Source organism: Arundinibacter roseus, from assembly GCF_004348825.1.
GTDB lineage: Bacteria > Bacteroidota > Bacteroidia > Cytophagales > Spirosomataceae > Arundinibacter > Arundinibacter roseus.
Genome location: NZ_SMJU01000019.1, coordinates 39215 through 60508 on the forward strand (window position 1 = coordinate 39215; position 21294 = coordinate 60508).

General features: G+C 47.0%; 18 protein-coding genes. 6 read left to right on the plus strand and 12 right to left on the minus strand.

Translation table 11 applies throughout. From position 1 onward, the window contains the following. Nucleotides 1–57 precede the first annotated feature (57 nt). Nucleotides 58–1008, minus strand: a complete 951-nt coding sequence (locus EZE20_RS21935; protein WP_132121798.1) for an RraA family protein — start codon at nucleotides 1006–1008, stop codon at nucleotides 58–60. Between the two features lie 328 nt (nucleotides 1009–1336). Between EZE20_RS21935 and EZE20_RS21940 the strand changes: the two genes are divergently transcribed. Next, nucleotides 1337–2011, plus strand: a complete 675-nt coding sequence (locus EZE20_RS21940; RefSeq protein WP_132121800.1) for a ClpP family protease — start codon at nucleotides 1337–1339, stop codon at nucleotides 2009–2011. A gap of 247 nt (nucleotides 2012–2258) precedes the next feature. Continuing rightward, complete coding sequence (gene clpX, locus EZE20_RS21945; RefSeq protein WP_132121802.1) at nucleotides 2259–3500, plus strand: ATP-dependent Clp protease ATP-binding subunit ClpX; 1242 nt, start codon at nucleotides 2259–2261, stop codon at nucleotides 3498–3500. Between the two features lie 95 nt (nucleotides 3501–3595). Here the strand turns inward: clpX and EZE20_RS21950 are convergent, their stop codons facing one another. Beyond that, nucleotides 3596–4330 (minus strand): rhamnogalacturonan acetylesterase, encoded by a 735-nt coding sequence (locus EZE20_RS21950; protein ID WP_132121804.1) that lies wholly within the window; start codon nucleotides 4328–4330, stop codon nucleotides 3596–3598. Between the two features lie 168 nt (nucleotides 4331–4498). Next, entirely contained in the window at nucleotides 4499–6448 is a 1950-nt protein-coding gene (nagB, locus tag EZE20_RS21955) for a glucosamine-6-phosphate deaminase (protein WP_132121875.1), read from the minus strand. Between the two features lie 341 nt (nucleotides 6449–6789). Between nagB and EZE20_RS21960 the strand changes: the two genes are divergently transcribed. Then, nucleotides 6790–8079 carry a serine hydroxymethyltransferase gene (locus EZE20_RS21960; RefSeq protein ID WP_132121806.1) on the plus strand — a complete coding sequence of 430 codons (1290 nt, stop codon included), beginning with the start codon at nucleotides 6790–6792 and terminating at the stop codon, nucleotides 8077–8079. A 127-nt stretch (nucleotides 8080–8206) separates the two neighbouring features. Then, complete coding sequence (tatC, locus tag EZE20_RS21965) at nucleotides 8207–9064, plus strand: twin-arginine translocase subunit TatC (RefSeq protein ID WP_132121808.1); 858 nt, start codon at nucleotides 8207–8209, stop codon at nucleotides 9062–9064. 15 nt (nucleotides 9065–9079) lie between these two features. Here tatC and EZE20_RS21970 read toward each other — a convergent pair whose 3' ends face one another. The 7 genes from EZE20_RS21970 to EZE20_RS22000 all read right to left on the minus strand — a co-directional run bounded on the left by EZE20_RS21970 (nucleotide 9080) and on the right by EZE20_RS22000 (nucleotide 16285). After that, nucleotides 9080–10159 carry an aminotransferase class I/II-fold pyridoxal phosphate-dependent enzyme gene (locus EZE20_RS21970; protein ID WP_132121810.1) on the minus strand — a complete coding sequence of 360 codons (1080 nt, stop codon included), beginning with the start codon at nucleotides 10157–10159 and terminating at the stop codon, nucleotides 9080–9082. A gap of 18 nt (nucleotides 10160–10177) precedes the next feature. Then, nucleotides 10178–11194, minus strand: coding sequence for a dipeptide epimerase (locus tag EZE20_RS21975; RefSeq protein ID WP_132121812.1), 1017 nt, complete (start codon nucleotides 11192–11194; stop codon nucleotides 10178–10180). Nucleotides 11195–11228: 34 nt separating this feature from the next. After that, nucleotides 11229–12104, minus strand: a complete 876-nt coding sequence (locus EZE20_RS21980; RefSeq protein ID WP_132121814.1) for an NAD kinase — start codon at nucleotides 12102–12104, stop codon at nucleotides 11229–11231. A gap of 205 nt (nucleotides 12105–12309) precedes the next feature. Then, the gene (locus EZE20_RS21985) at nucleotides 12310–13653 is read right to left on the minus strand and encodes a Gfo/Idh/MocA family protein (protein ID WP_132121877.1); all 1344 of its coding nucleotides are present in this window, start codon (nucleotides 13651–13653) and stop codon (nucleotides 12310–12312) included. Between the two features lie 37 nt (nucleotides 13654–13690). Next, nucleotides 13691–14542 (minus strand): sugar phosphate isomerase/epimerase family protein, encoded by an 852-nt coding sequence (locus EZE20_RS21990; protein WP_132121816.1) that lies wholly within the window; start codon nucleotides 14540–14542, stop codon nucleotides 13691–13693. A 166-nt stretch (nucleotides 14543–14708) separates the two neighbouring features. Next, a complete protein-coding gene (locus EZE20_RS21995) occupies nucleotides 14709–15380 on the minus strand; it encodes a CBS domain-containing protein (protein WP_132121818.1) in 672 nt (223 codons plus the stop codon). Nucleotides 15381–15511: 131 nt separating this feature from the next. Further along, complete coding sequence (locus EZE20_RS22000; protein WP_132121820.1) at nucleotides 15512–16285, minus strand: alpha/beta fold hydrolase; 774 nt, start codon at nucleotides 16283–16285, stop codon at nucleotides 15512–15514. Nucleotides 16286–16506: 221 nt separating this feature from the next. On the opposite strand from EZE20_RS22000, the gene EZE20_RS22005 reads away from it, so the two are divergent. Further along, complete coding sequence (locus tag EZE20_RS22005) at nucleotides 16507–17766, plus strand: protoporphyrinogen/coproporphyrinogen oxidase (RefSeq protein ID WP_165933544.1); 1260 nt, start codon at nucleotides 16507–16509, stop codon at nucleotides 17764–17766. Here the strand turns inward: EZE20_RS22005 and EZE20_RS22010 are convergent. Together EZE20_RS22010 and EZE20_RS22015 are read right to left on the minus strand one after the other, a co-directional pair. Beyond that, nucleotides 17763–18089 carry a LytR/AlgR family response regulator transcription factor gene (locus tag EZE20_RS22010; protein ID WP_132121822.1) on the minus strand — a complete coding sequence of 109 codons (327 nt, stop codon included), beginning with the start codon at nucleotides 18087–18089 and terminating at the stop codon, nucleotides 17763–17765. The two genes, EZE20_RS22005 and EZE20_RS22010, sit on opposite strands and share 4 nt — an antisense overlap. A gap of 186 nt (nucleotides 18090–18275) precedes the next feature. Next, nucleotides 18276–20438, minus strand: coding sequence for a 3-hydroxyacyl-CoA dehydrogenase NAD-binding domain-containing protein (locus tag EZE20_RS22015; protein WP_132121824.1), 2163 nt, complete (start codon nucleotides 20436–20438; stop codon nucleotides 18276–18278). Between the two features lie 300 nt (nucleotides 20439–20738). Between EZE20_RS22015 and EZE20_RS22020 the strand changes: the two genes are divergently transcribed. Further along, nucleotides 20739–20966 carry a hypothetical protein gene (locus EZE20_RS22020; RefSeq protein WP_132121826.1) on the plus strand — a complete coding sequence of 76 codons (228 nt, stop codon included), beginning with the start codon at nucleotides 20739–20741 and terminating at the stop codon, nucleotides 20964–20966. Nucleotides 20967–21294 lie beyond the last annotated feature (328 nt).

Consider the following 21294-nt stretch of genomic DNA (forward strand, 5'->3'; position numbering starts at 1 on the left):
AATTTATTACAGAAGTAAGGATGGATTTAGTAATCGTTGAAACAATTCAGCAAGAATTTACCAGGTTCGGGTTTTCAAAAAGTTTTGTACCTGTTCTTTCGGTACAGGAAGCTCATCCAGGTGATCATTAAGCCATTTAGAAAAGTCTTTCTCAATATCTTCGGTCCAGCGGTTGTCGATTTGCCCTGCCGTATATTTTTGTTCGCGCAGGCGCAAATGCCCGAACATATCCCGCAAACGAACGATTTCGGAAGTTGTAACTACTTTTTCGACTAAATGCGGTGGGATGAAAATAACGCCGCCGTCACGGCCGAGTACGGCGTCACCGGGCATCACCATCGCTTGGCCAATACGGGTAGGTTGGTTAATTCCCACGAGTGTTGTGTTCAAATCTCCGCTGGGATTGTTGAGGTGGTGGGAAGGATGATAGGTTCGGAAGAAGGATGTAAAAGAGCCGATTTCACGCAGACCCGAAATGTCCCGAATCGCTCCGTCATACACAATGCCATTGCCCGTTTTGGCATAAATAGAATTTCCAAGATTATCCCCAATCGTGGGCCCGTCTTCGTGCATGCCGTGCTGATCTACCACGTATACGTCGCGCATCACGAGCAGATCAATGGGCCAGGCATTCTGCGACTTAATCCGGCCATCTTTGGTGTGTCCTTTTTCATCGAGTACCCGGTGAATATCTGGTCTTCCGGGCATAAAAATAGCCGTTACGGCCCGTCCGACGAGTACGCTGTCGGGATTAATTGTCATCCAGTTGTCGGTATATTGGTGCCGGAAATTCTGTCCTTTCAGCACAGCCCATGCTTCTTCAAGTGTTACTTTTTTTAATCGATCGAGCAAGGCGTCCGGTACTTTGGGGCGGCCATCCGGAAAGCGTTCGCCTTTCCACTCGGGCGTGTACAGGATAAGGTCAGCTTTGGAAATTTGCTGTGCCTGAATTAGTGATTCAAAACCAGAAAGTAAAAGGACCAGAAAAAGAGAGAAAAGAGTCTTCATAGGAAAGCGAGTTTAGTAAAGTGTAGGATTGACAGCTATCGTTAGGTACAAAAAGTAGGAAGGCACTTTTGATTTACTTATTGGTATCTATCATTCAGAAGTCAGAGAAAAGAGTGACGAGGCGTATTTTCACAAATTCTGATAATTTCTCACCAGAATCGACTAGGATAATGCCTTGAAATAATCAAATTTGTGCAGACGCTTTTCTTAGCCGTAAGCAGTCATGCGAAACTAAGCCCCGGGCGTTTTCGTTGTGTAACATGATGCAAAGGTGATGAGAGGCCCTTTTTTCTATTATTAACTCATTCAATTAATATACTTACCAGTAATGAACTACGGAGACGAATTCAGAAAATTTGCTGTGCATCATATGGGCCTGAATGGCTTGACGGTGGATGGCTACGTAAAACACTCAGTTGAAAATATGACTCGCGCCGTCATTGAAGAGCGCCCCATGAACTTCCGTGAGGTAGATGTATTTTCACGACTAATGGCCGACCGGATCATTTTTATGGGTACCGGAGTCGACGACAATATTGCTAATATCGTTGTGGCGCAATTGCTGTTTCTGGAATCAGCGGATGCCAAGAAAGATATCCTGATGTATATCAATAGCCCCGGCGGCTCGGTGTATGCGGGTCTGGGAATTTATGACACGATGCAGTACGTACGGCCCGACGTAGCGACGGTCTGTACCAGTCTGGCCGCTTCGATGGGGGCTGTGTTGCTGGCTGGCGGTGCTGCCGGAAAGCGCTCAGCATTGCCGCACGCCCGCGTTATGATTCATCAGCCTTCGGGTGGCGCGCAGGGGCAGTCTTCGGACATTGAAATCACGGCCCGCGAAATCGTAAAACTTCGTGACGAACTTTACGAAATTCTGGCGGTGCATACCGGTCAAACCAAAGAAGTAATTGAGCGTGACTCTGACCGGGATAAATGGTTCAGAGCCTATGAAGCCAAAGAATATGGTCTGATTGACGAAATTCTGACTCGGGAAAAGTAATTTCCGTTGAATAAATTGTACTGGCCGATAAGTGTTCTTTTGAAACCTTATCGGCTTTTTTATTGTACATTATACAGAACCAAACTTGGTTTGTGAAGCAAAAAATGAGACCTTTGCAGATTGGTTCTGCCGCGTGTAGTGGCTTGAACAAACATGGATTTTTGCACAAACCATTCACCCTGAAAGTGCAGAAGTCAATCACGCAAGTAGCGGATTTTTTTTACCAATAAATACCTAAATTAACCCAATGGCACAAGTGAGTTGTTCGTTCTGCGGACGCCGAAAAAATGAAGTAGAGCTGCTTCTGTCAGGCATTGACGCCCATATCTGTAATCACTGTATTGTACAGGGAAACCAGGTAGTTACGGATGAACTGAGTCCGAAAGACAAAAAGGATAAAAAACCAAAACTCCCGAAGCTCAATCTGATCCCGCCCGTGGGGATGAAGGAGTTTATGGAGCAATATATTATTGGGCAGGACGAAGCCAAGAGATCCCTTGCCGTGGCCGTCTATAACCACTACAAGCGGTTGTCACAGCCGGATTCGGAAGATGATGTAGTCATTGAAAAATCGAATATTATCATGGTGGGCGAAACCGGCACCGGTAAAACCTACCTAGCCCGCACCATCGCCCGCATTCTTCAGGTACCTTTTTGCATAGCTGACGCCACCACCGTAACCGAAGCCGGCTACGTAGGAGAAGATGTGGAAACGATTCTCACGCGCCTGTTGCAGGCTGCTGACTACAACATAGAAGCTGCCGAGCGGGGCATTGTTTATATTGACGAAATTGATAAAATATCGCGCAAATCTGACAATCCATCCATTACCCGCGATGTGAGCGGTGAAGGTGTGCAGCAGGCTCTGTTGAAACTGTTGGAAGGATCTGTTGTGAACGTGCCCCCACAAGGCGGACGGAAGCACCCGGATCAAAAGATGATTGCACTGAATACTGAAAACATCCTGTTCATTTGTGGAGGTGCTTTTGATGGCATCGAACGCCACATTGCCAAACGAATCAATACCCGGCCCATCGGATTTTCGGGAGATAATCGGATCATCGAAATTTTTGATAAAGGAAATCTGATGCGCTACGTGACGGCTCAGGACCTGAAATCGTTTGGACTGATTCCCGAAATGATTGGCCGCTTGCCTGTGCTGACGCACCTCAATCCGCTCGATAAGGAAACGTTGCGCCGGATTTTGACCGAACCGAAAAATGCCTTGGTAAAACAGTATCAGAAGCTATTCAAAATGGAAGATATCGACCTGCATTTTGATGAAGATGTTATAGATTTTATCGTTGAGCAGGCGATGATCTATAAACTTGGTGCCCGTGGGTTGCGCTCCATTTGTGAATCCATTATGACCGATGCAATGTTTGAATTGCCTTCCCGCAAAGACATCAAGGAGTTTACGCTTTCGCTCGACTACGCTCGGGAGAAATTTGATAAGTCATCCCTTTCATTGCTGCGCTCAGTAGCCTGATAATCAGATAGATAAATTGAAATCCGGGCAAATAGAACCACCTCATTTGTGATTCTGTTTACCCGGATTTTTTATGTTTACAGGATAAGGTATTGCTACTTATTTGGTTTCACGATTCGCGTGGCAAGATCCAGTTCTAATCGTTGAATAGTTGCCAGCACCAACTGCGCCATTTTTCGGGCACCGAGTTCACTGAAATGAGTATTGTCTATTTTCCCTTCCGGATAATTGGGGTGCTCGCCGGGTTCGAGGTGTAAAAACAGCAGTCGGGAGGTCTCTTCACCCATATCCCGGAGCAGTTTCTGACTTTCCTGATCCAGATCAATAAGCGGCGTTTTATAATCTTTTGCTACATTTCTTACCAGTTGAGAATACTGCGCATGGGTATCAATCAGTTGGCCCGAAGCGTCAAAATTTCGCCGTGCAACCGGCGTCAGAAGGACGGGAAGTGCCTTTTTTGCGCGAGTTTCGGTGACGAATCGAATGAGATTCGCTGTAAATTCTGCTTCTGTTGTAGCGCTTTTCTTGGTTTGAATTTCGTCATTATGTCCAAACTGAATAAGCACATAATCTCCTGCCTGCAAGCGATCGAAAACAGGCTGCCAGCGGTTTTCTTCAATGAACGTACGGGTACTTCGTCCATTCATGGCACGGTTATCAACAGTAACAGTTTCGTCAAAAAAGTAGGTAAAAGGCATACCCCAGCCTGTTTCAGGATAAAACTTCGTTTGCTTGATTGACATTGTAGAATCACCGATCAGGTATACAGTGATTGGGGCAGGCGGTGCTGAAAAAGCAGTGAGTACAAGCAAACTCAGAAGAGTAAACATTTTTGTGTAAAACGATTTCTTCACAGAAAATAAATAGTTTAGTGTCTTAAAATGTTGTTGGGTACAAGGTGCGTATAAATTAAAAAAGCCTCAAAGAACCTTGGACATTTAAGTAGTCCAAAGGTTCTTTGAAGCAGCATATACCAGGAACAAACGAATTCTAATTCCTTAAAAACGCCATCGTACAAAGGCCTCCATAGCTTCATATTCCGACAACCCGAGCTGATCGTATAGCAAGGCCGTGCCCTGATTGCGTTCTTCGGCGCGCTGCCAAAACTCCCGCGAATCGTCGCCCTGAAACACCACGCCATCCTTTTGCGACTGATGTTTGAAAATTCCCATCCGTTTTTTAAGCACCTGATCGGGGCTCATCGGTACGGCCATTTCAATTTCATGAATATCCCATTCGGCCCATGCGCCCCGGTACAGCCACACCCAGCAGTCTTTCATGAAATTTTTGTGTTTAAGTCGCCCAATAGCGGCCTCAATCGCATCCCAGCAGACCTTGTGCGTTCCGTGCGGATCGGCAAAGTCTCCGGCAGCATAAATCTGATGCGGTTTTACTTCCTGAATCAACTTTTCAATAATCTTGATGTCTTCCTCACCGATCGGTTTTTTCTGAACCGTACCTGACTCATAAAAAGGCATATCCAGAAAATGAATGTTTCCATTGGGCACGCCCACAAAGCGGCAGGTAGCTTTGGCTTCTCCCCGCCGGATGAGTCCTTTCACGTGCCGAACTTCCGGTGTATCAACTTCGCTATCTTTTTTGGTTTTCAGGAATTCTTTGGCATCGTGAAAAATCTTATTTGTAATCGTAGTATTTTCAATGGCAAAGCGCTCATTGAAATCAACGACGAAATCGATAAAGCGCAGAGCTTCGTCGTCGGCCACGGCAATATTTCCGGAAGTTTGGTAAGCTACGTGTACTTCATGTCCCTGATCGACGAGGCGCTGGAAGGTGCCGCCCATCGAAATAATATCGTCGTCGGGGTGGGGGCTGAAAATAATGACGCGTTTGTGGGCAGGTAGTTTCCGTTCCGGACGGTTGGAATCGTCGGCGTCAGGCTTGCCTCCCGGCCAACCCGTAATGGTATGTTGCAGCTGATTAAAAATATCAATATTAATTTCATAACCGGCTCCCGATTGCGCCAGCAAATCGCTCATCCCGTTGTCGTTGTAATCTTTGTCGGTAAGTTTCAGAATAGGCTTTTTAAGCATTTGCGAAAGCTGCGTAACGGCTTTCTTGATCATCTGATTATCCCACGTAACCGAATCAACCGCCCAGGGGGTTTTCATGCGGGTCAGTTCAGAGGCGGCCCGCTCGTCGATAATGAACGTAACATTTGGATGAGCCTGTAAGTAAGAAGCCGGATTTCGCTCGGTTACCGGGCCTTCTACCGCTCCCCGAATCACGGCAGCTTTGCGCTCGCCCCAGGCCAGCAGCACAATGCGGCGGGCGCTCAAAATTGGCGCAATTCCCATAGTAATGGCTTTGCGCGGCACTTGCACCAATCCTCCAAACTCCATGGCAGCGGCCGCACGGGTCGAGTGATCCAGCGTAATGAGGCGCGTGCGGGCATTGATGAGCGCGCCCGGCTCGTTAAACCCTACGTGGCCATTTCCACCGATTCCCAGCAGCTGAAAATCCAAACCTCCGACGGCGTTGATTTTGTTCTCATACGTACGGCAGTGCTCCTGCAACAGTGCGCTCGGAATGGTGCCATCGGGCAGAAAATAGTTTTCTTTCGGAATATCAACAAGGTCAAAAAGCTGCTCTTTCATGAACCGATGATAGCTATGAATGGAGTCGGGCTCCATGGGATAGTACTCATCGAGGTTAAACGAAATCACATTTTTAAAACTCAAACCTTCTTCCCGGTGCATCCGCACCAGCTCGGCATACACCGTTTTGGGCGATGAACCCGTGGCCAAACCCAGCACGCAAGGCTTGCCTTCTTTTTGTTTTTGACGAATCAGATCGGCGATTTCCCGTGCCACAGCACTCGACGCAGCCTTGGAGTCGGCATAAATATGCGTCGGGATTTTTTCGTACGTAATCGGTTGACCAATACTTCCGGTGTTCAACACTACTTCCGCATTATCAGCGGCTTGCATTAATATGGCTTCCGGACTTAATGTTTGAGGATCCATGCGAGTTGGTTATAGGAATAAATAAAGTTTCAGAGAAAAAATTTGATACGTACAAGTGCTTTTCAGCACACAAAATTACAATGTATTCGGCTTGTTCTTAAATTATTTTAAAAATTAATATACGTCTGTGCTTCACTTGATATACTCAATTTTGATTAGTAAAGACTCCTTTAACGCTAAGTTAATCAATGAAATGAATGAACAAAGATTTTAGCAAGCGTTTCATTCATACTTTTTTAGGGCGTATTTTTGTGGCCTGATTCAAAATCGACACGAATTTATCATCCGTTTACTACAACAAGCTCATGTCAACTCTTACTACGATTGCCCGCGATGTGCAGGTATTTGATCTGATTGGTCAGGAATTGCACCGACAGGAATCGGGCATCGAACTGATTGCCTCTGAGAATTTTACATCAAAGCAGGTCATGGAAGCCTCCGGGAGCGTTCTGACCAACAAATACGCCGAAGGCCTGCCGGGCAAGCGCTACTACGGTGGCTGTGAAGTAGTAGATCAAATCGAGCAAATTGCCATTGATCGGGTAAAAGAGTTGTTTGGTGCTACCTGGGCCAACGTTCAGCCGCATTCAGGCGCTCAGGCCAATACCGCCGTGTTTTTGGCGTGCCTCAATCCGGGTGATAAAATCATGGGTTTTAATCTCGCCCACGGTGGCCACCTGACACACGGCTCTCCGGTAAATATTTCCGGTAAATATTTTCAGCCCATTTTCTACGGTGTAGAGCCTGATTCAGGAGTAATTGACTGGGACAAAGTAGAAGAAACCGCCCTGCGTGAGCGTCCCAAACTGCTCATTTGCGGAGCATCTGCATATAGCCGTGACTGGGATTACATCCGCCTGCGCGCCATTGCTGATCAGATTGGCGCTCTTTTGATGGCCGATATTTCGCACCCGTCCGGTCTGATCGCCAAAGGGCTTTTGAACGATCCGATGGAGCATTGCCATATCGTAACTACTACAACCCACAAAACCCTGCGCGGGCCCCGGGGTGGTCTGATTATGATGAAGCATGACTTTGAGAATCCGTTCGGTATCAAAACTCAAAAAGGAAACTTACGGACAATGTCTTCCCTGCTAGATTCCGGCGTTTTTCCCGGAACACAAGGCGGACCGCTCGAACATATTATTGCGGCGAAAGCCATTGCTTTTGGTGAAGCACTGAGCGAAGATTACTATACGTATGCCGTGCAGGTGAAGAAAAATGCGCAGGCAATGGCCAAAGCTTTCCTGGATAAAGGATATTCCATTATTTCTGGCGGAACAGACAATCACCTGATGCTGATTGACCTGCGTTCCAAAGATTTGAGTGGAAAATTAGCGGAAAATACCCTCATCAAAGCGGATATTACGATCAATAAAAACATGGTGCCGTTTGATGATAAATCACCCATGGTAACCTCAGGAATGCGCGTGGGTACAGCCGCTATGACTACCCGCGGATTGCTGGAAAATGACATGGAACGCATAGTTGATCTCATGGATGAAGTGCTGATGAACCACGACAATGACACAAAAATTGCGACCATAAAACAAGAGGTAAACAGCTGGATGGCAGCGTATCCGCTGTATAGCTGATAAATTGTTTTCCCAGGAAATGATACAAAAAAAGCAGTCGTTCGTATGTATACCGACTGCTTTTTTAGCTTTTGTGTGTAATTTCACACATTCAACGATTTCATGATAAAAACCGCATACCCACAAGATGGCCTTAGACCAGGAATTTGAAGAAGAAGCAGAAGAAGGAAAAGAAATGACTTTTTTGGAGCATTTGGAAGAGCTCCGATGGAATATTGTCAGAGCCGTGAGCTCCATTCTTGTATTTGCTATCTTAGGATATATTTACATTGAAGAAGTTTACCACTACGTAATTATTGCTCCTGCCCGCACCGATTTCTGGACGTATCGAATGATGTGTAAATTGGGCAAAGCTGTTGGCGCCGAAGGATTGTGTATCGAAAAAATTGATTTTGAACTGCAAAGTTTAGGTGTAGGCGAGCAGTTTACAATGGCGCTTACGTCGTCCGTGATTCTTGGACTTGTATTCGCTTTTCCGTATGCATTTTGGGAAATATGGCGTTTTATCAAACCCGGCCTCAAAAGTTTTGAACGGAAAGCCGCCCGGGGGGCTGTCTTCTATGTGACTTTCCTGTTTTTTATGGGCGTGTTTTTTGGATATTACATCGTAACTCCACTCGCCCTGAATTTCCTTGCTAACTTTAAATTGGATCCATCCATTATTAACGAGTTCAGTATCAGTTCTTACATTGGTACAGTTGCCACGCTGACGCTGGCGTGCGGATTAGCGTTTCAGTTGCCGATTGTGGTTTTTGTGTTGTCGCGCGTTGGTATTTTGACCCCCTCTTTTATGCGTGAGTATCGTCGGCATTCCATAGTTGTGATTTTGATTGTTGCGGCAGTCATTACACCTTCTCCTGATATTTACAGTCAGATTTTGGTAGCAATGCCCCTAACGATCCTATACGAAGTAAGTATTTTTGTATCAGCACGCGTAGAACGCGCCAAACTAGCCGAAGAGCAGCGTTTAAGTAAAATCTCCTGATAGAGATTATTCAGCTTATTTTTTCATAAAATATTCCTCACAGACCTCGGCCACCCGGTCGAGGTCTGTTTTTTGATGGGCAGCCGAAACAATCAGCCGGGTTACCGCCGGATCCGTAGGGTTTGGATAAGAAAAGCAGGAGGTAAGGATTCCGTTTTTGTATAGATATAGATACAAGTCTGCATCCCGACTGCAAAATGCGGGATATTTTTTTGCATGTGTAAAGTGCTCACCAACAGTTAGAGTTTCAAAAAAATGCTGAATATTAGCCTGCAAAATCGCATTCGTTTTCTGATAAAGCTGCGTAGAAATATTTTGCTTCAAGGCATAAAGATAGGCCGGAGCCGCGGGCGAACTACCTGCAAACCAGGGCATCTTACGCAGCTCACTTAGCGTGTCGGGCTCACCAAAGATAATGCCCGCCGGGATACCCATCGCTTTGTTCAGCGAGGAGGTTACGAGTACGTGCAGTTTGTCTTTTTTGGGAAGTTGTGAGAATATGCCCCGTCCCTCAGTTCCCAATACCCCCAAGCCATGTGAGTCGTCTACGATCAACCAAAGGTTTGCGTCCTCGGGCAATGAATGCAGCAATTCCAGCGGAAATGTTACCACCCAGGGTGAGCCAATAGAATCGGTACACAAGACATGCCGGGTTTCTGGCGCACTTTCACCAATAATTTGAAGCGTGCGATCAAACCAACTCTTCCAGGAATCCAGTTGAGGATGATAATCTCGACCCCATAGTGCCGGGTGTACGCCGGGGGCATAGTGAAAGTGGGTGGCTGGTTGATCCAGAAATTTCATCACCAATTGCCCGGCCCACATACCGGAAGACGTAGCAAGTGCGCCGGGCGCTCCCACAAAAGCTGCAAGCGCCGCCTCTGCTTCCTCATAAATTGCCAGTCTCAGGCTATTGTTTCGTGAACTGCCGTAGTGCGTGCCATAGCGATTGAAACCTTCGAAAAGGTGCTGCTGAAAGGTCTCGTGATGGCCCATGCTCAGATAATCTGTACCGCTAAACCACAGATGTTCTTCGCCACTTTGGGTAGATACCGTCCGGCCGGGCAAGGAATATGTCAAAAAAGGTTCGTTCATGAAAATACCGAAAAGGATTTAGGAAATAAGCCGCGCACCCGTACCCGTTCGGTTGGCGTAGCGTACTTGTCCATAGTCAAAAGTAACTCCTGTGGCCGGATCGTTGGCGATGAGTAACGTGCCGTCCATGTCTACATAGTCAAGCAGAGGTAATACATGAGCAATGGCCGAAATGCCCACACTGCTTTCGTTCATGCAACCTACCATCGTTTTCATTCCCAGAGATTTGGCTCGGGCAATCATCCGCCGGGCCGGCGTAAGGCCGCCGCATTTTGTCAGTTTTATATTGACCCCATGAAACAACCCGACACAAGCCTCGACATCATTTTCGACGATGCAGCTTTCATCGGCAATGATGGGCAGCACACTTTCGGCAAATACCCGACGCATGTCCTCACGAGCGTGCGCCGGCAGGGGTTGCTCAATAAATTCAACGCCCAACGCTTTTAGTTCGGGTGCATAGGCCAGCGTTTGTTCCGCAGTCCAGGCACAATTGGCATCTACCCTGAAAACGGCGTCGGTGTGCTGCCGAAGAAGCCGGATTATACTCAGATCATCGGCTGTGCCGAGTTTTATTTTATACAACGGCCAGGGCATTTCCTGCAACTTTTCTACCATTTTTTCAGGTGTGTCAATGCCAATGGTATAATCTGTAACAGGATTTTGGTCAATTATAAGTCCCCAGTGCTCGTACAACTTCTTACCTTGCTTTTGAGCAAAAAGATCATGAGCCGCTTCATCAAGCGCACAAAGGGCAAATGGATTGTCTTTCAAATGTGGAAATACGAGCCCCCATAGCACTTCGGGACTTCCCCATTGGTAGGCTTCCACGAGCGGCCGCACGTGGTTGAGGGCAGCCTGCATGCTGTCGAGCGTGATGCCATAGTATTTATTGGACGTAGCTTCTCCCAAACCACTGAAACCTTCGTCGTCGCGAAGTTCTACAATAAGCGTGGGCTGCACATTTCGGGAATCGTGTGCTATGGTAAACGTATGTTTGAGCCGAAGGTCAAACGGGTGGAATAGGAGCTGCATGTGGTAAAAAATAAGTGTAAGGGTGTGCTGACCGCTAATTTCGCATATCGAGTCCCCAGGAGAGTTTGCTGCGCAGTGTATTGAAAAAATCGTCGTCAAGCATTTTTATAAGCCTTGCTACAAACGGTGCTTTTCGGACCGTAAATCTAACCGATGAATCGACTACCCGAGAGCGCGCATCAAGTGAAACCATAAAATTATTGCTCCGGCTTTTTACCTCAAAACTCAACACCGACGTATCTTCAACCACAAGCGGACGTACATTGAGGTTGTGTGGGCTGACGGGCGTCAGAATGAAGTTTTGGGAGTGTGGCACAAGTACCGGCCCGCCGCAGCTAAGCGAGTAGCCTGTGGAGCCCGTAGGCGTCGACACGATCAGGCCGTCGGCCCAGTAGGAATTCAGGAATTCGTCGTTGAGGTAGGCGTGAACCGTAATCATCGACGAGGTATCGGTTTTGGTAATTGTGAAATCGTTCAGACCAAAATTTAGTCCGTCAAACAAATCTACGTCCGATTCAATGATGACCATGGAGCGCTCGTCGATTCGGAATTTAAACTCTTCGAGTGCTGAAATCATATCCGGAATGCGCTCGGGAGGTACTGTTGCCAAAAAACCCAAACGCCCAACATTGATGCCAACCACCGGAATTTGCCGCGCACCCACCAGCGAAACTGCTTCCAGCAGGGTGCCGTCGCCGCCCATGCTCACCACAAGACGGGCATCAAAAAGTTCGTCTGCGGTGTTGTACATTTTTTCGGAAAAATGCAGTACCTGCATGCTATCCAAAAAAAGCCGGAAAGGCTCAAAAATCTGTACCTCCGTGTTTCTTTCCCTCAGGTCGTTGAACATAGCTTGAATAAAGGGGCGGGCTGATTCCGAAAAGGTACGCCCGTGAACCGCTATTTTCATAGTCAAAGGGATGTGTTAAGGCAATGGTTTGAAGGCGAAAGATAGCTGCATGAACCCAAAATTCAAATTGTTTTTGATGAACGTACCTTTGATCAAAATCAAGATCGCACAAAAAGGACGATTGGATTTGAAACCTTTTGCAACAAAACGAGGCAGAGAAGTTGCCTTTTCTGCCTCGTGGAAGTGTTGTTAAAAAAAGATTTTGTCAGAGTTTGGGTTCCCAGCCAGGCTGATATTCGCGGCTCCAGTATTTCATGGCTTTTTTGTCCATGATGTGCCCATTTTTTGGATCGATGTCCAGCGATTTATTCATGCGGGATGAAATATTTGCCAAATGGCAAAGCAGCACACTTTTGGCGCCTTCATCAATCGGTGAATTCAGTTGGTCAGTTCCACGAACGGTATTGAAAAAATTCACCACATGCAGCGTAGACATATCGCCGCCACCGCCCAGGGCCGTGCCTGCTTCGTTGCCTTTGCCCTGATTGCTCCGAATGAGCTTTCCGGCCCGGTCAAAAAGTTTGTAGCCGCCGCGGTCTACATACACAGTTCCTTCGGTACCGGTGATAATCGTACCCCGGTCGCTGCCATAGGTTTTGTAGCCATCACGGCTTTGGCCTTCCCACTTGATAATTTTTTTGTCGTTAAATCGGAACGTTGCGTCCATCGTATCGTACATTTCCCAGCCATCGTTTGGAAAATACCGCTTTTCGGCTTCTACTTCTACACGCTCAGGGAAATCTACCTGCAAAGCCCAGCGGGCTACGTCCAGTTCGTGCGTGGCGTTATTGCCCGACTCCGCGGTGCCATACAGCCAGCCGTACCAATGCCAGTTGTAGTCCCAGGTTTCACTTGTGTACTCGCGCCGGGGCGCCGGTCCCTGAAAGAGCTCCCAGTCCAGCCCCGTGGGAACGGGCGCTTTTTTTTGTAAGGGCACTTCGCCACGGGCGCTTGCGTAAAAAGCAACAGCTTTGTAGGCTTTGCCAATAATGCCGTTGTGTATTTCTTTGATAATTTCGATAGACTCAGGCGCTGAGCGCTGCTGATTGCCCATCTGAATGACCTTGTTGTATTTTTTTTGAAACTCCACCAAAAGCTCTCCTTCTCTCGGATTGTGACTACAAGGCTTCTCCACGTACACGTGCTTACCTGCTTTTACGGCCATCCAGGTGCCGGGGGCGTGCCAGTGGTCGGGCGTAGCATTGATGAGCACATCTATTTTGGGATCTTCAATTACCTTCCGAATATCGTTTTCGAGCTTGGGTGTGTAGTCAATGTATTTGGAGAACTTTTTTACGGCTGCTTCCCGCTGACTCTTCATTACATCGCACAGATACACCAGCTCCACATTGCTGCTTTTTAGCCCGATAGGCTCATAATACGCACCCAGGCGGCGGCCAAGTCCGGCGATTCCTACCTGAAGGCGGTCGTTGGCACCCATGATTTTCCGGTAGCTTTTGGCAGACATGCCGTGCGCCACTCCACCGAAGGTTACACCCGCCGTGCCAAGGGCAAGTTTTCTGATAAATTCTCTTCTTGAATCGTGCATTTCCATGAACTATAAATTGAAATTTGAAAAGCTTACTTTAACTTTTTCGTGAGGCTTCCAGCACGCCCCTGAAATAGCCCATCGACTCCGCAATGCCATGCAGGGGTTCCTTCATGTCTTTCTCGTATTCGAGGGCGCACACGCCGCTGTACTTTACTTTACGCAATACTTTGACCAATGCCGGAATATTAATAACTCCCCGACCCAATTCACAGGTTTTGCCGTCATGAGTAGCAGATGTGACATTTTTGAGGTGCATGTCAAATATCCGCCTGGAATATTTCTGAAAATCTGCCAGCGGATCGTTGCCGTAGCGCATGTTGTGGCCAATGTCAAAGCACATGCCTACCCGGGCATCCAAATCTTTGATATGTCCATGGAGGGTGTCGGCGTTTGGATACAGCTTATCACCGGGGCCGTGGTTATGAATGGCGTACCGGATATTATATTCTTTTACTTTTTGATCGACGTAAGGCAAATCCTCGGGATTCGGAATGCCTACAATCAAATCCACGCCCACGCGTTTGGCGTAGTCAAAGGCCTGATCAATAGCTTCCCGATTTTTCATATATATGGGTCCAACGGCGTAGCCGGTTACGTCAGACTCTTTCAGTTTGGCATGAAAAGCGGCAATCTGTTCGGGTGTACTTGCCAGTGGCAAGTGGAAGTCTTTGATACAAAGGTAATGTAGGTCTGTTTTGCGCATCATATCAAGAGCTTCATCAAGCTTGAAATGGACAAAACTATAACCCGCAATGCCTTGCTTAAACGATTCCTGCGAAGCTGTGGGTGACATGTGTGAATCATTGGCGGAGGTAAACCCTGATCCAAGTAAAGAAAGAGCCATCGTGCCGGATGCTCCTTTCAAAAAAGTACGACGTGTATTCATGGGATTAGTACGGTGATCTGACTGATACGTTTTCTATTAATGATAAGACGAAAAACGCACAGATTACCCCATCAATTATTCCAAAATTGAAAATTAGGCGAAAAATCTTTTACATTTTCAAGAAAAGAGAACGGGAAAAGGGAGACTTTTTCAGAAGTACCAAAGGCTAGGTAGCAAGGTAGCGCAGGAGCATGTCGAGGCGTTCCTGATCGATACTTTCGATGGGGTCATTGGCATGCGCTTCTTCAATAGAATAGCCGAAGCGTTCGAGGGTAGCCACGATAGGGTTGATGTTGGTCCGGTTCAGTTTAAGCGTAAGCCGGGCTTCATCGGGGTTGTCATAGGTAGCGGATGAGCTGTAATAGCTGCTGATGACCTTGGTGCCGTTGGATTCGATCAGGCGACTGACTTCGGAAAGGGAATAGTCGCGCTCTGAGATTTTAAGCACCAGCACAGCTCCTTTTTCCTGAATCCCGAGAACATCAGCAAATCGTTCCAATAGCTCCTGAACCAGCACTGTGCCCATCAAAAGGCCATCTTCGCTGATTACCGGAACTACATACAGCCCGTATTGATTGATGAGCCGCAGGAGCTCGTACACATGCTGATCTTCGGTGGCGAAAACGTCTTCGTGCTGCCGGATGATTGTGGTCAGCAAGGCGGAATCATCCATCGAGTCCATCAGGATATTTTCCGAAACAATTCCTTTGTAAAGATCCTCGTCCGCTACTACAAGCTGCTGCGTGTGGTACTCATGCATCCAATCCAAAGCCGTACTTACCGAATCGGTAAGTTTCAGCGTTGGTATCATTGGATTTATTAACGTTGCGGCAAGCATAGGATTTGTGTTAGTCTTTTGCGAAAACTAAATAAAAAAGGAATGACTATCAAATAACCCGGGGAAAGATTTTAGAGAAAAGTTATAAAAAAAGGCCGTTGCCGGCCCGATCTATTCTTTAAGCAGTGGCGTTACGCCCACTCTAGTAACGGATGTTTCGCTAAAAATTGTTCCAGAATGGCATTGAATTTCTGCGGATGCTCCATCATAGGTGCGTGGCAGCATTTATCAATAAAATGTAACTCCGATCCTTCAATGAGCCGGTGGAACTCATGCCCGACATACGGAGGTGTAATAGTGTCGTTGAGCCCCCATACAAGCAGCGTAGGTACTTTGATACGATCGAGTTCGCGGGCAAGGTTGTGCCGTTGTGCCGACTTGGCAATCCCCACAATACTCATGCATTTGGCAATGCTTGAAGTGGTTTCAAATACTTCGTCGATTAGTTCTTTGGTGGCTACCTTGGGGTCATAAAAAGTATATGCAACGCGCTCAGCAATGTAGTCGTAGCTGCCCCGTTTGGGAAATGACCCGCCCATGGAGTTTTCAAATAGTCCTGAGCTACCGGTCAAGACCAGCCGTTGTACATTTTCGGGGTTTTTCAGGGTATATAGCAGGCCAATGTGGCCACCAAGTGAATTGCCAAGCAGAGTCAGGTTTTTAAGATCTTTAAATGCAAGGAACTCTTCCAGAAAAGCAAGTAGAGCTTCGAGGCCTGCTTTTCGGGGGGGGAGTTCGTAGATAGGAAGTACCGGAATAAGTACCCGGAAGCGGTCAGAGAACCCGTCGATTACACCGTCCCAATTGCTGAGAGCGCCAAATAATCCGTGCAATAAGAGCAGGTTTTCACCTTTTCCTTCATCAATGAATCGAAATCCTCCCTCCTGATGTACCTGGTATTTCATCCGTTCAAAACTGGTTTAGTTGTTAATGTTAGCAGGGTATACATGCAATGTATTAGAAAAAGCAAACAAGTTTCCTCCTTAGTTGTATAAAAATATATCTATTTTTCGAGAAATGAGCTTACTTCTGTTTGCAAAGCTAAGCCTTTTTTCAGCAATCAGGACGGAGAGTCATTAAATTAATTGAAAGATTATTCTTGTAAATTTTATATAATTAGTAAATAATGAGCACTATAAACATGGAAACGTCCTATCCGGTAGTTATTATTGGAGCGGGTATTTCGGGCCTTACCTGCGCCCGTTATCTGCATCAGCGCGGGGTTGAATTCCTGATCCTGGAAGCTTCTGATGCTGTAGGCGGGCGTGTTCGGACAGATATACACGAAGGCTATCGGCTCGACCGGGGTTTTCAGATTTTGCTGTCAGCCTATCCCGAAGTTCGTCGGTTGATGAATTATCCTGCGCTCAATCCCTGTGCGTTTCGGTCGGGAGCAATGATTCGCCGAAACAATGGTTTTACTCAAATGACTGACCCGCTCAAAGAGCCTCTTACGGTATTTCAAACCCTCTTTTCTTCCGTAGGTTCTTTGACCGACAAGCTTCGGCTGGTTCGGCTCATGAAGGAGGTAAGTACGGTTCAAACGGCAGATTTTTTTCGGGATACGGACCAAACCACCCACGATTACCTGCATGAATACGGGTGGAGCGACGAAATGATCGCTACCTTTTTCAGACCTTTTTTTGGAGGAGTTTTTCTGGAAAATGATCTGGAAACTTCCAGTAATTTTTTTCGGTTCATTTTTCGGCAATTTTATGAGGGAGAAGCTGTTATTCCGGCGAAAGGCATGCAGGCAATTCCCGAGCAGCTTGCTGCGGGTTTGCCCGCAGCGAGCATTCGCCTAAACAGCCCCGTGGCCGGTCTGCATGGGCAGGTAGTTGAGCTGTCTTCGGGTGAGCGCATTCAGGCAGAACAAATTGTCGTAGCTACTGATGCCGACACTGCCGACGCATGGCTCGGCCGGTCTGAGACCCGAACGTATAACTCTACGACCTGTACTTATTTTGCAGCAGATGAGTCACCGCTTCCTCAAAAAATGCTGATTCTGAATCCTAATCCGCTTTCAGTAGTGCATCACCTGTGTGTTCCGACGGATATTGCGCCTGACTATGCGCCTGCGGGCAAAAGCCTGATTTCGGTTAGTACGCAGGGATTGGATTTGGTAAGGGAAGAAAAACTGACGAACGATATTCGTCTGGAATTGACAAGCTGGTTTGGCGAGCAGGTAGCTACATGGAAACATTTGCGAACCTATCATATTCCCAAAGCATTGGTACGATACGAACCCGGGCAGTCTGACGAGAGTCCGCAGGTGCGGCCCGGACTTTACCGCTGTGGTGACTACACGGCTTATCCTTCGCTTAACGCCGCCATGCAAACCGGGAGAGAAGTAGCAGAATTGCTCCTTACTTTAAAACAAAATTAGTCTGAAACTAACGATCGGATTTCGGCCCAACGCCGCCGCGAAACCGCCACGTGACTGCCGTCCGTCAGGATTGCGACCCGATTCAAATCATTCAGCGTATCAAGATAGCCGAGATTAATTATGCAGCCTTTGTGCACGCGAAGAAAATTTTCCGGAAATATGGTCTCGTACACGCCCAAACTTCGGGAGGAAAGAAACTGAGTACCATCTAGTAGTGAAAATACCGTATAATTACCCTTTCCATCCAGGCGAATGATGTCCTGAATGGAAAAGGGTAAGTGGTGCTTGAAACTAAGATGAGGGAGGGGTAAGGTCGTATTCATTCGATGGGACAATAGCGGAGAAATGTCGATGTGATGAATTTTCTCTACAAAGTAGCCGTTTTCTTCCTTTATTCTCAATACTGTATTTATGGTATTTTTTTTAATGGAAATGCGTAAAAATACGCGTATGACCAAATAAAAATAGGTAAATACACGTATATGCCTCCTGCTTATAGGGAAAATTGCCTACGTTGCCAAATCGAGGCCTTGGCCATTTTCTGCCTGAGTGTGTAGCCATACACCGGGCCGAAACCGTTCCCCATAAGTATCTGCAAGGCGGTCGCATTCGGCTACAAAGGTGTCACTTCCTATGAACTCAATAAACGACAACGCCCCGCCGGTATAGGCCGGAAATCCCCAGGCCAAAATAGACCCCAAATCGGCGTCGAGCCGGGTGCGAATAACGCCCTCTTCGTAGCAACGGGCAGCTTCGAGGGCTTGTCGATATATGAGCCGTTTTTTTATCTCATCCATAGAAGGTTGCTCTGCCGCCACCGGGTACAAGTCCGACAGGCCGGGCCAGAGAAATTTGCCGGCGTTTTCGGGATACTCATAAAAACCTGCCCGGCTTTTGCGCCCACTTCGACCCAAATTTACAAACGTTTTACTTAACTGATAACTCGTATCGGTTTCATTGAGCGCGCCGTCTGCAATCGCCTGAGCCGCAATTTTATGCACAAGATCCAGCGCTACTTCGTCCGTAACGGCCAACGGCCCCACGGGCATTCCAGCCTGTTTGGCGGCATTCTCTATCAAAACGGGATCTACGCCGTCTTTTAGAAGTTCCATGCCTTCGGTTGCGAACGTCATAAAGCAGCGAGTGGTATAAAAACCCCGCGCATCGTTGACCACAATAGGTGTTTTACGAATCTTCCGTACGTAATCTATCGCCACGGCAAGGGCGTAGTCAGAAGTTTTTTTACCCATGATTAATTCTACAAGCGACATTTTGTCGACTGGGGAGAAAAAATGAATGCCGATAAAACTTTCAGGGTTTTGGGCCAGTTCAGCAAGTCCGGTAATCGGCAGGGTGGAGGTGTTGGAGCCGAATACTCCGTTTGGAGCCAGGTATACCTCAGATTCCCCGATTACCTGCGCTTTTACCTCTCTGTTTTCAAATACAGCTTCCACAATCAACTCACAGCCTTCCAGATCGGCGGCATGACTTGTAGGCGTAATCAGCTTTAAAATGTCCGTAGCCTTTGCCGGGCTCATGCTTCCCCGACCAACGGCCTTTTCGAGTAGTTTTCCAGAATATTCCTTACCTTTTTCAGCAGCTTCCAGGCTCACATCTTTCAGAATGACCTCTATGCCGGCAAGCGCAGAAACGTACGCAATGCCTGCGCCCATGAGTCCTGCGCCCAGAATTCCCACTTTCTTCACATCGGTTTTCTCACTATTTTTTGGTCTGCTTGCTCCCTTGTTGGCACTGTTGAGGCCCAGAAACATCGTTCTGATGAGATTCCCCGCTTCCTTGGACCGGGCCACTTGTACAAAATACTGCGCTTCAATTTCAATGGCCCGCTCAATATTCACTTGGAGGCCTTCGTAGACACAAGACAAAATCGCACGAGGTGCCGGGTAGTTACCTTTGGTTTTTTCCATAACCTGCGCCGTTGCGATGCCAAACAACCTGCGGCCCGTGTCGCTTTGTACCGAGCCACCTGGCACCTGAAAGTTGTCGAGGGCTTCAATTTTACCGCTCTTTTTATTCACCTGATCCCACGGTTTTAGCGGAGCCGGATTGGCCTCAATCCACGCTTTGGCGGCCTGCATCAGTTCTTGCGTAGTAGCGGCAAGGCCGTCTATAAGGCCCAGTTTCAGCGCTTCCTGCGGGGTTACATCCCGGCCTTCCAGCAGAAGTGGCAGGGCGGTTTCCATGCCGATCATGCGGGGCAGGCGCTGCGTGCCACCGCCGCCGGGCAGCAGGCCCAGCTTTACTTCGGGCAGCCCGATTTTTGTTTTGGGAGTATCGAGTGCAAGCCGGTGGTGGCAGGCCAGGCAAACTTCGTAGCCGCCTCCCAGCACGGTGCCGTTGATAGCAGCCACAAGGGGCTTCCCGTTGGTTTCCATGCGGCGGAAAAGGCGGTTGAGGCGCATCGAAACTTCCAGCATCTCGCGCGGGTCTTTGTCCTGATTGCTCAGGATCATTTTCAGATCTGCTCCGGCAATGAACTCCGGTTTGGCGGAGGTAATAACGATACCCTTTACGTCTGTATCGTCAAATGCTTTTTGTAAAGCAGCCTCAAATTCCGGAATTGACGTATCGTTCAAAACATTCATTGGCGAGGACGTCATATTCCACGTAATGACAGCTAGATTCTGTTCGGTTTTATAGTCTATTTCCATGTTGATTTAGTGTTTTTTGATCGTGCAAAATACTGTGGAATTTGTTTTGGTACGTCTATTTACCTCTTTTTCTTAATTCTAGGAAGGAAAAAAACTGCTTTACGGACGACCCGATAGGTAGTGAAACTACATCTATCTGACATTGGGTTTAATCTAAAAAGTTGAAAAATGAAGCTAATGTCAGGAAAGGATTCTTTGATACTAATTTTATTAAAAATATAATAATATTAAGTTTAAAATGCATTATTTTTTCATGCATTGTACAGATTCAAAACTGATCCTATCAGCTCAATCCTTCGTATGTCTGAGCTAGAGGTCAGCCTTTTATTTACACTTTTAAAAATAAACCCTATGAAAGACTTGCCATGGCTGAAGGAAAAAATTGGACGGCTTTCAAAGTCCGGTTTGGGTACCTGTGCTTATTTTCAATCATCTACAAAAGAAAAAGAGTCTTTTGGTTATATGCTTCTGTATCTTCCTCCTCTTTCACAACCTTTCGAACACGTGATGGAAAACGCAGATACATAGATGATACGGGGCTGATGGATGAAGAGACGAAGAGATTTACGGAACTGCTTCAAAATGCGAAATTGGCCTGTCCATATCTGATATGGAATTCTGATAGATTTCAATAGTATTATGATTGCCCGTAAAACTAATTCACATACACTTTTAAAAATAAACTCCATGAAGTGTCTGTCTGTAATTCGCTATTTATTTGTCTTTGTTTCTTCTCAAACATTGGCACAGCAGAATAAAATTATTCTACCTTATAATGGGAAAGGTGCCTACCTTTTTTGTTAATGCTCCCTCAGGCACTTCAAGAGTTGGTTGATTAAAGGTCGAAATGGTAGGT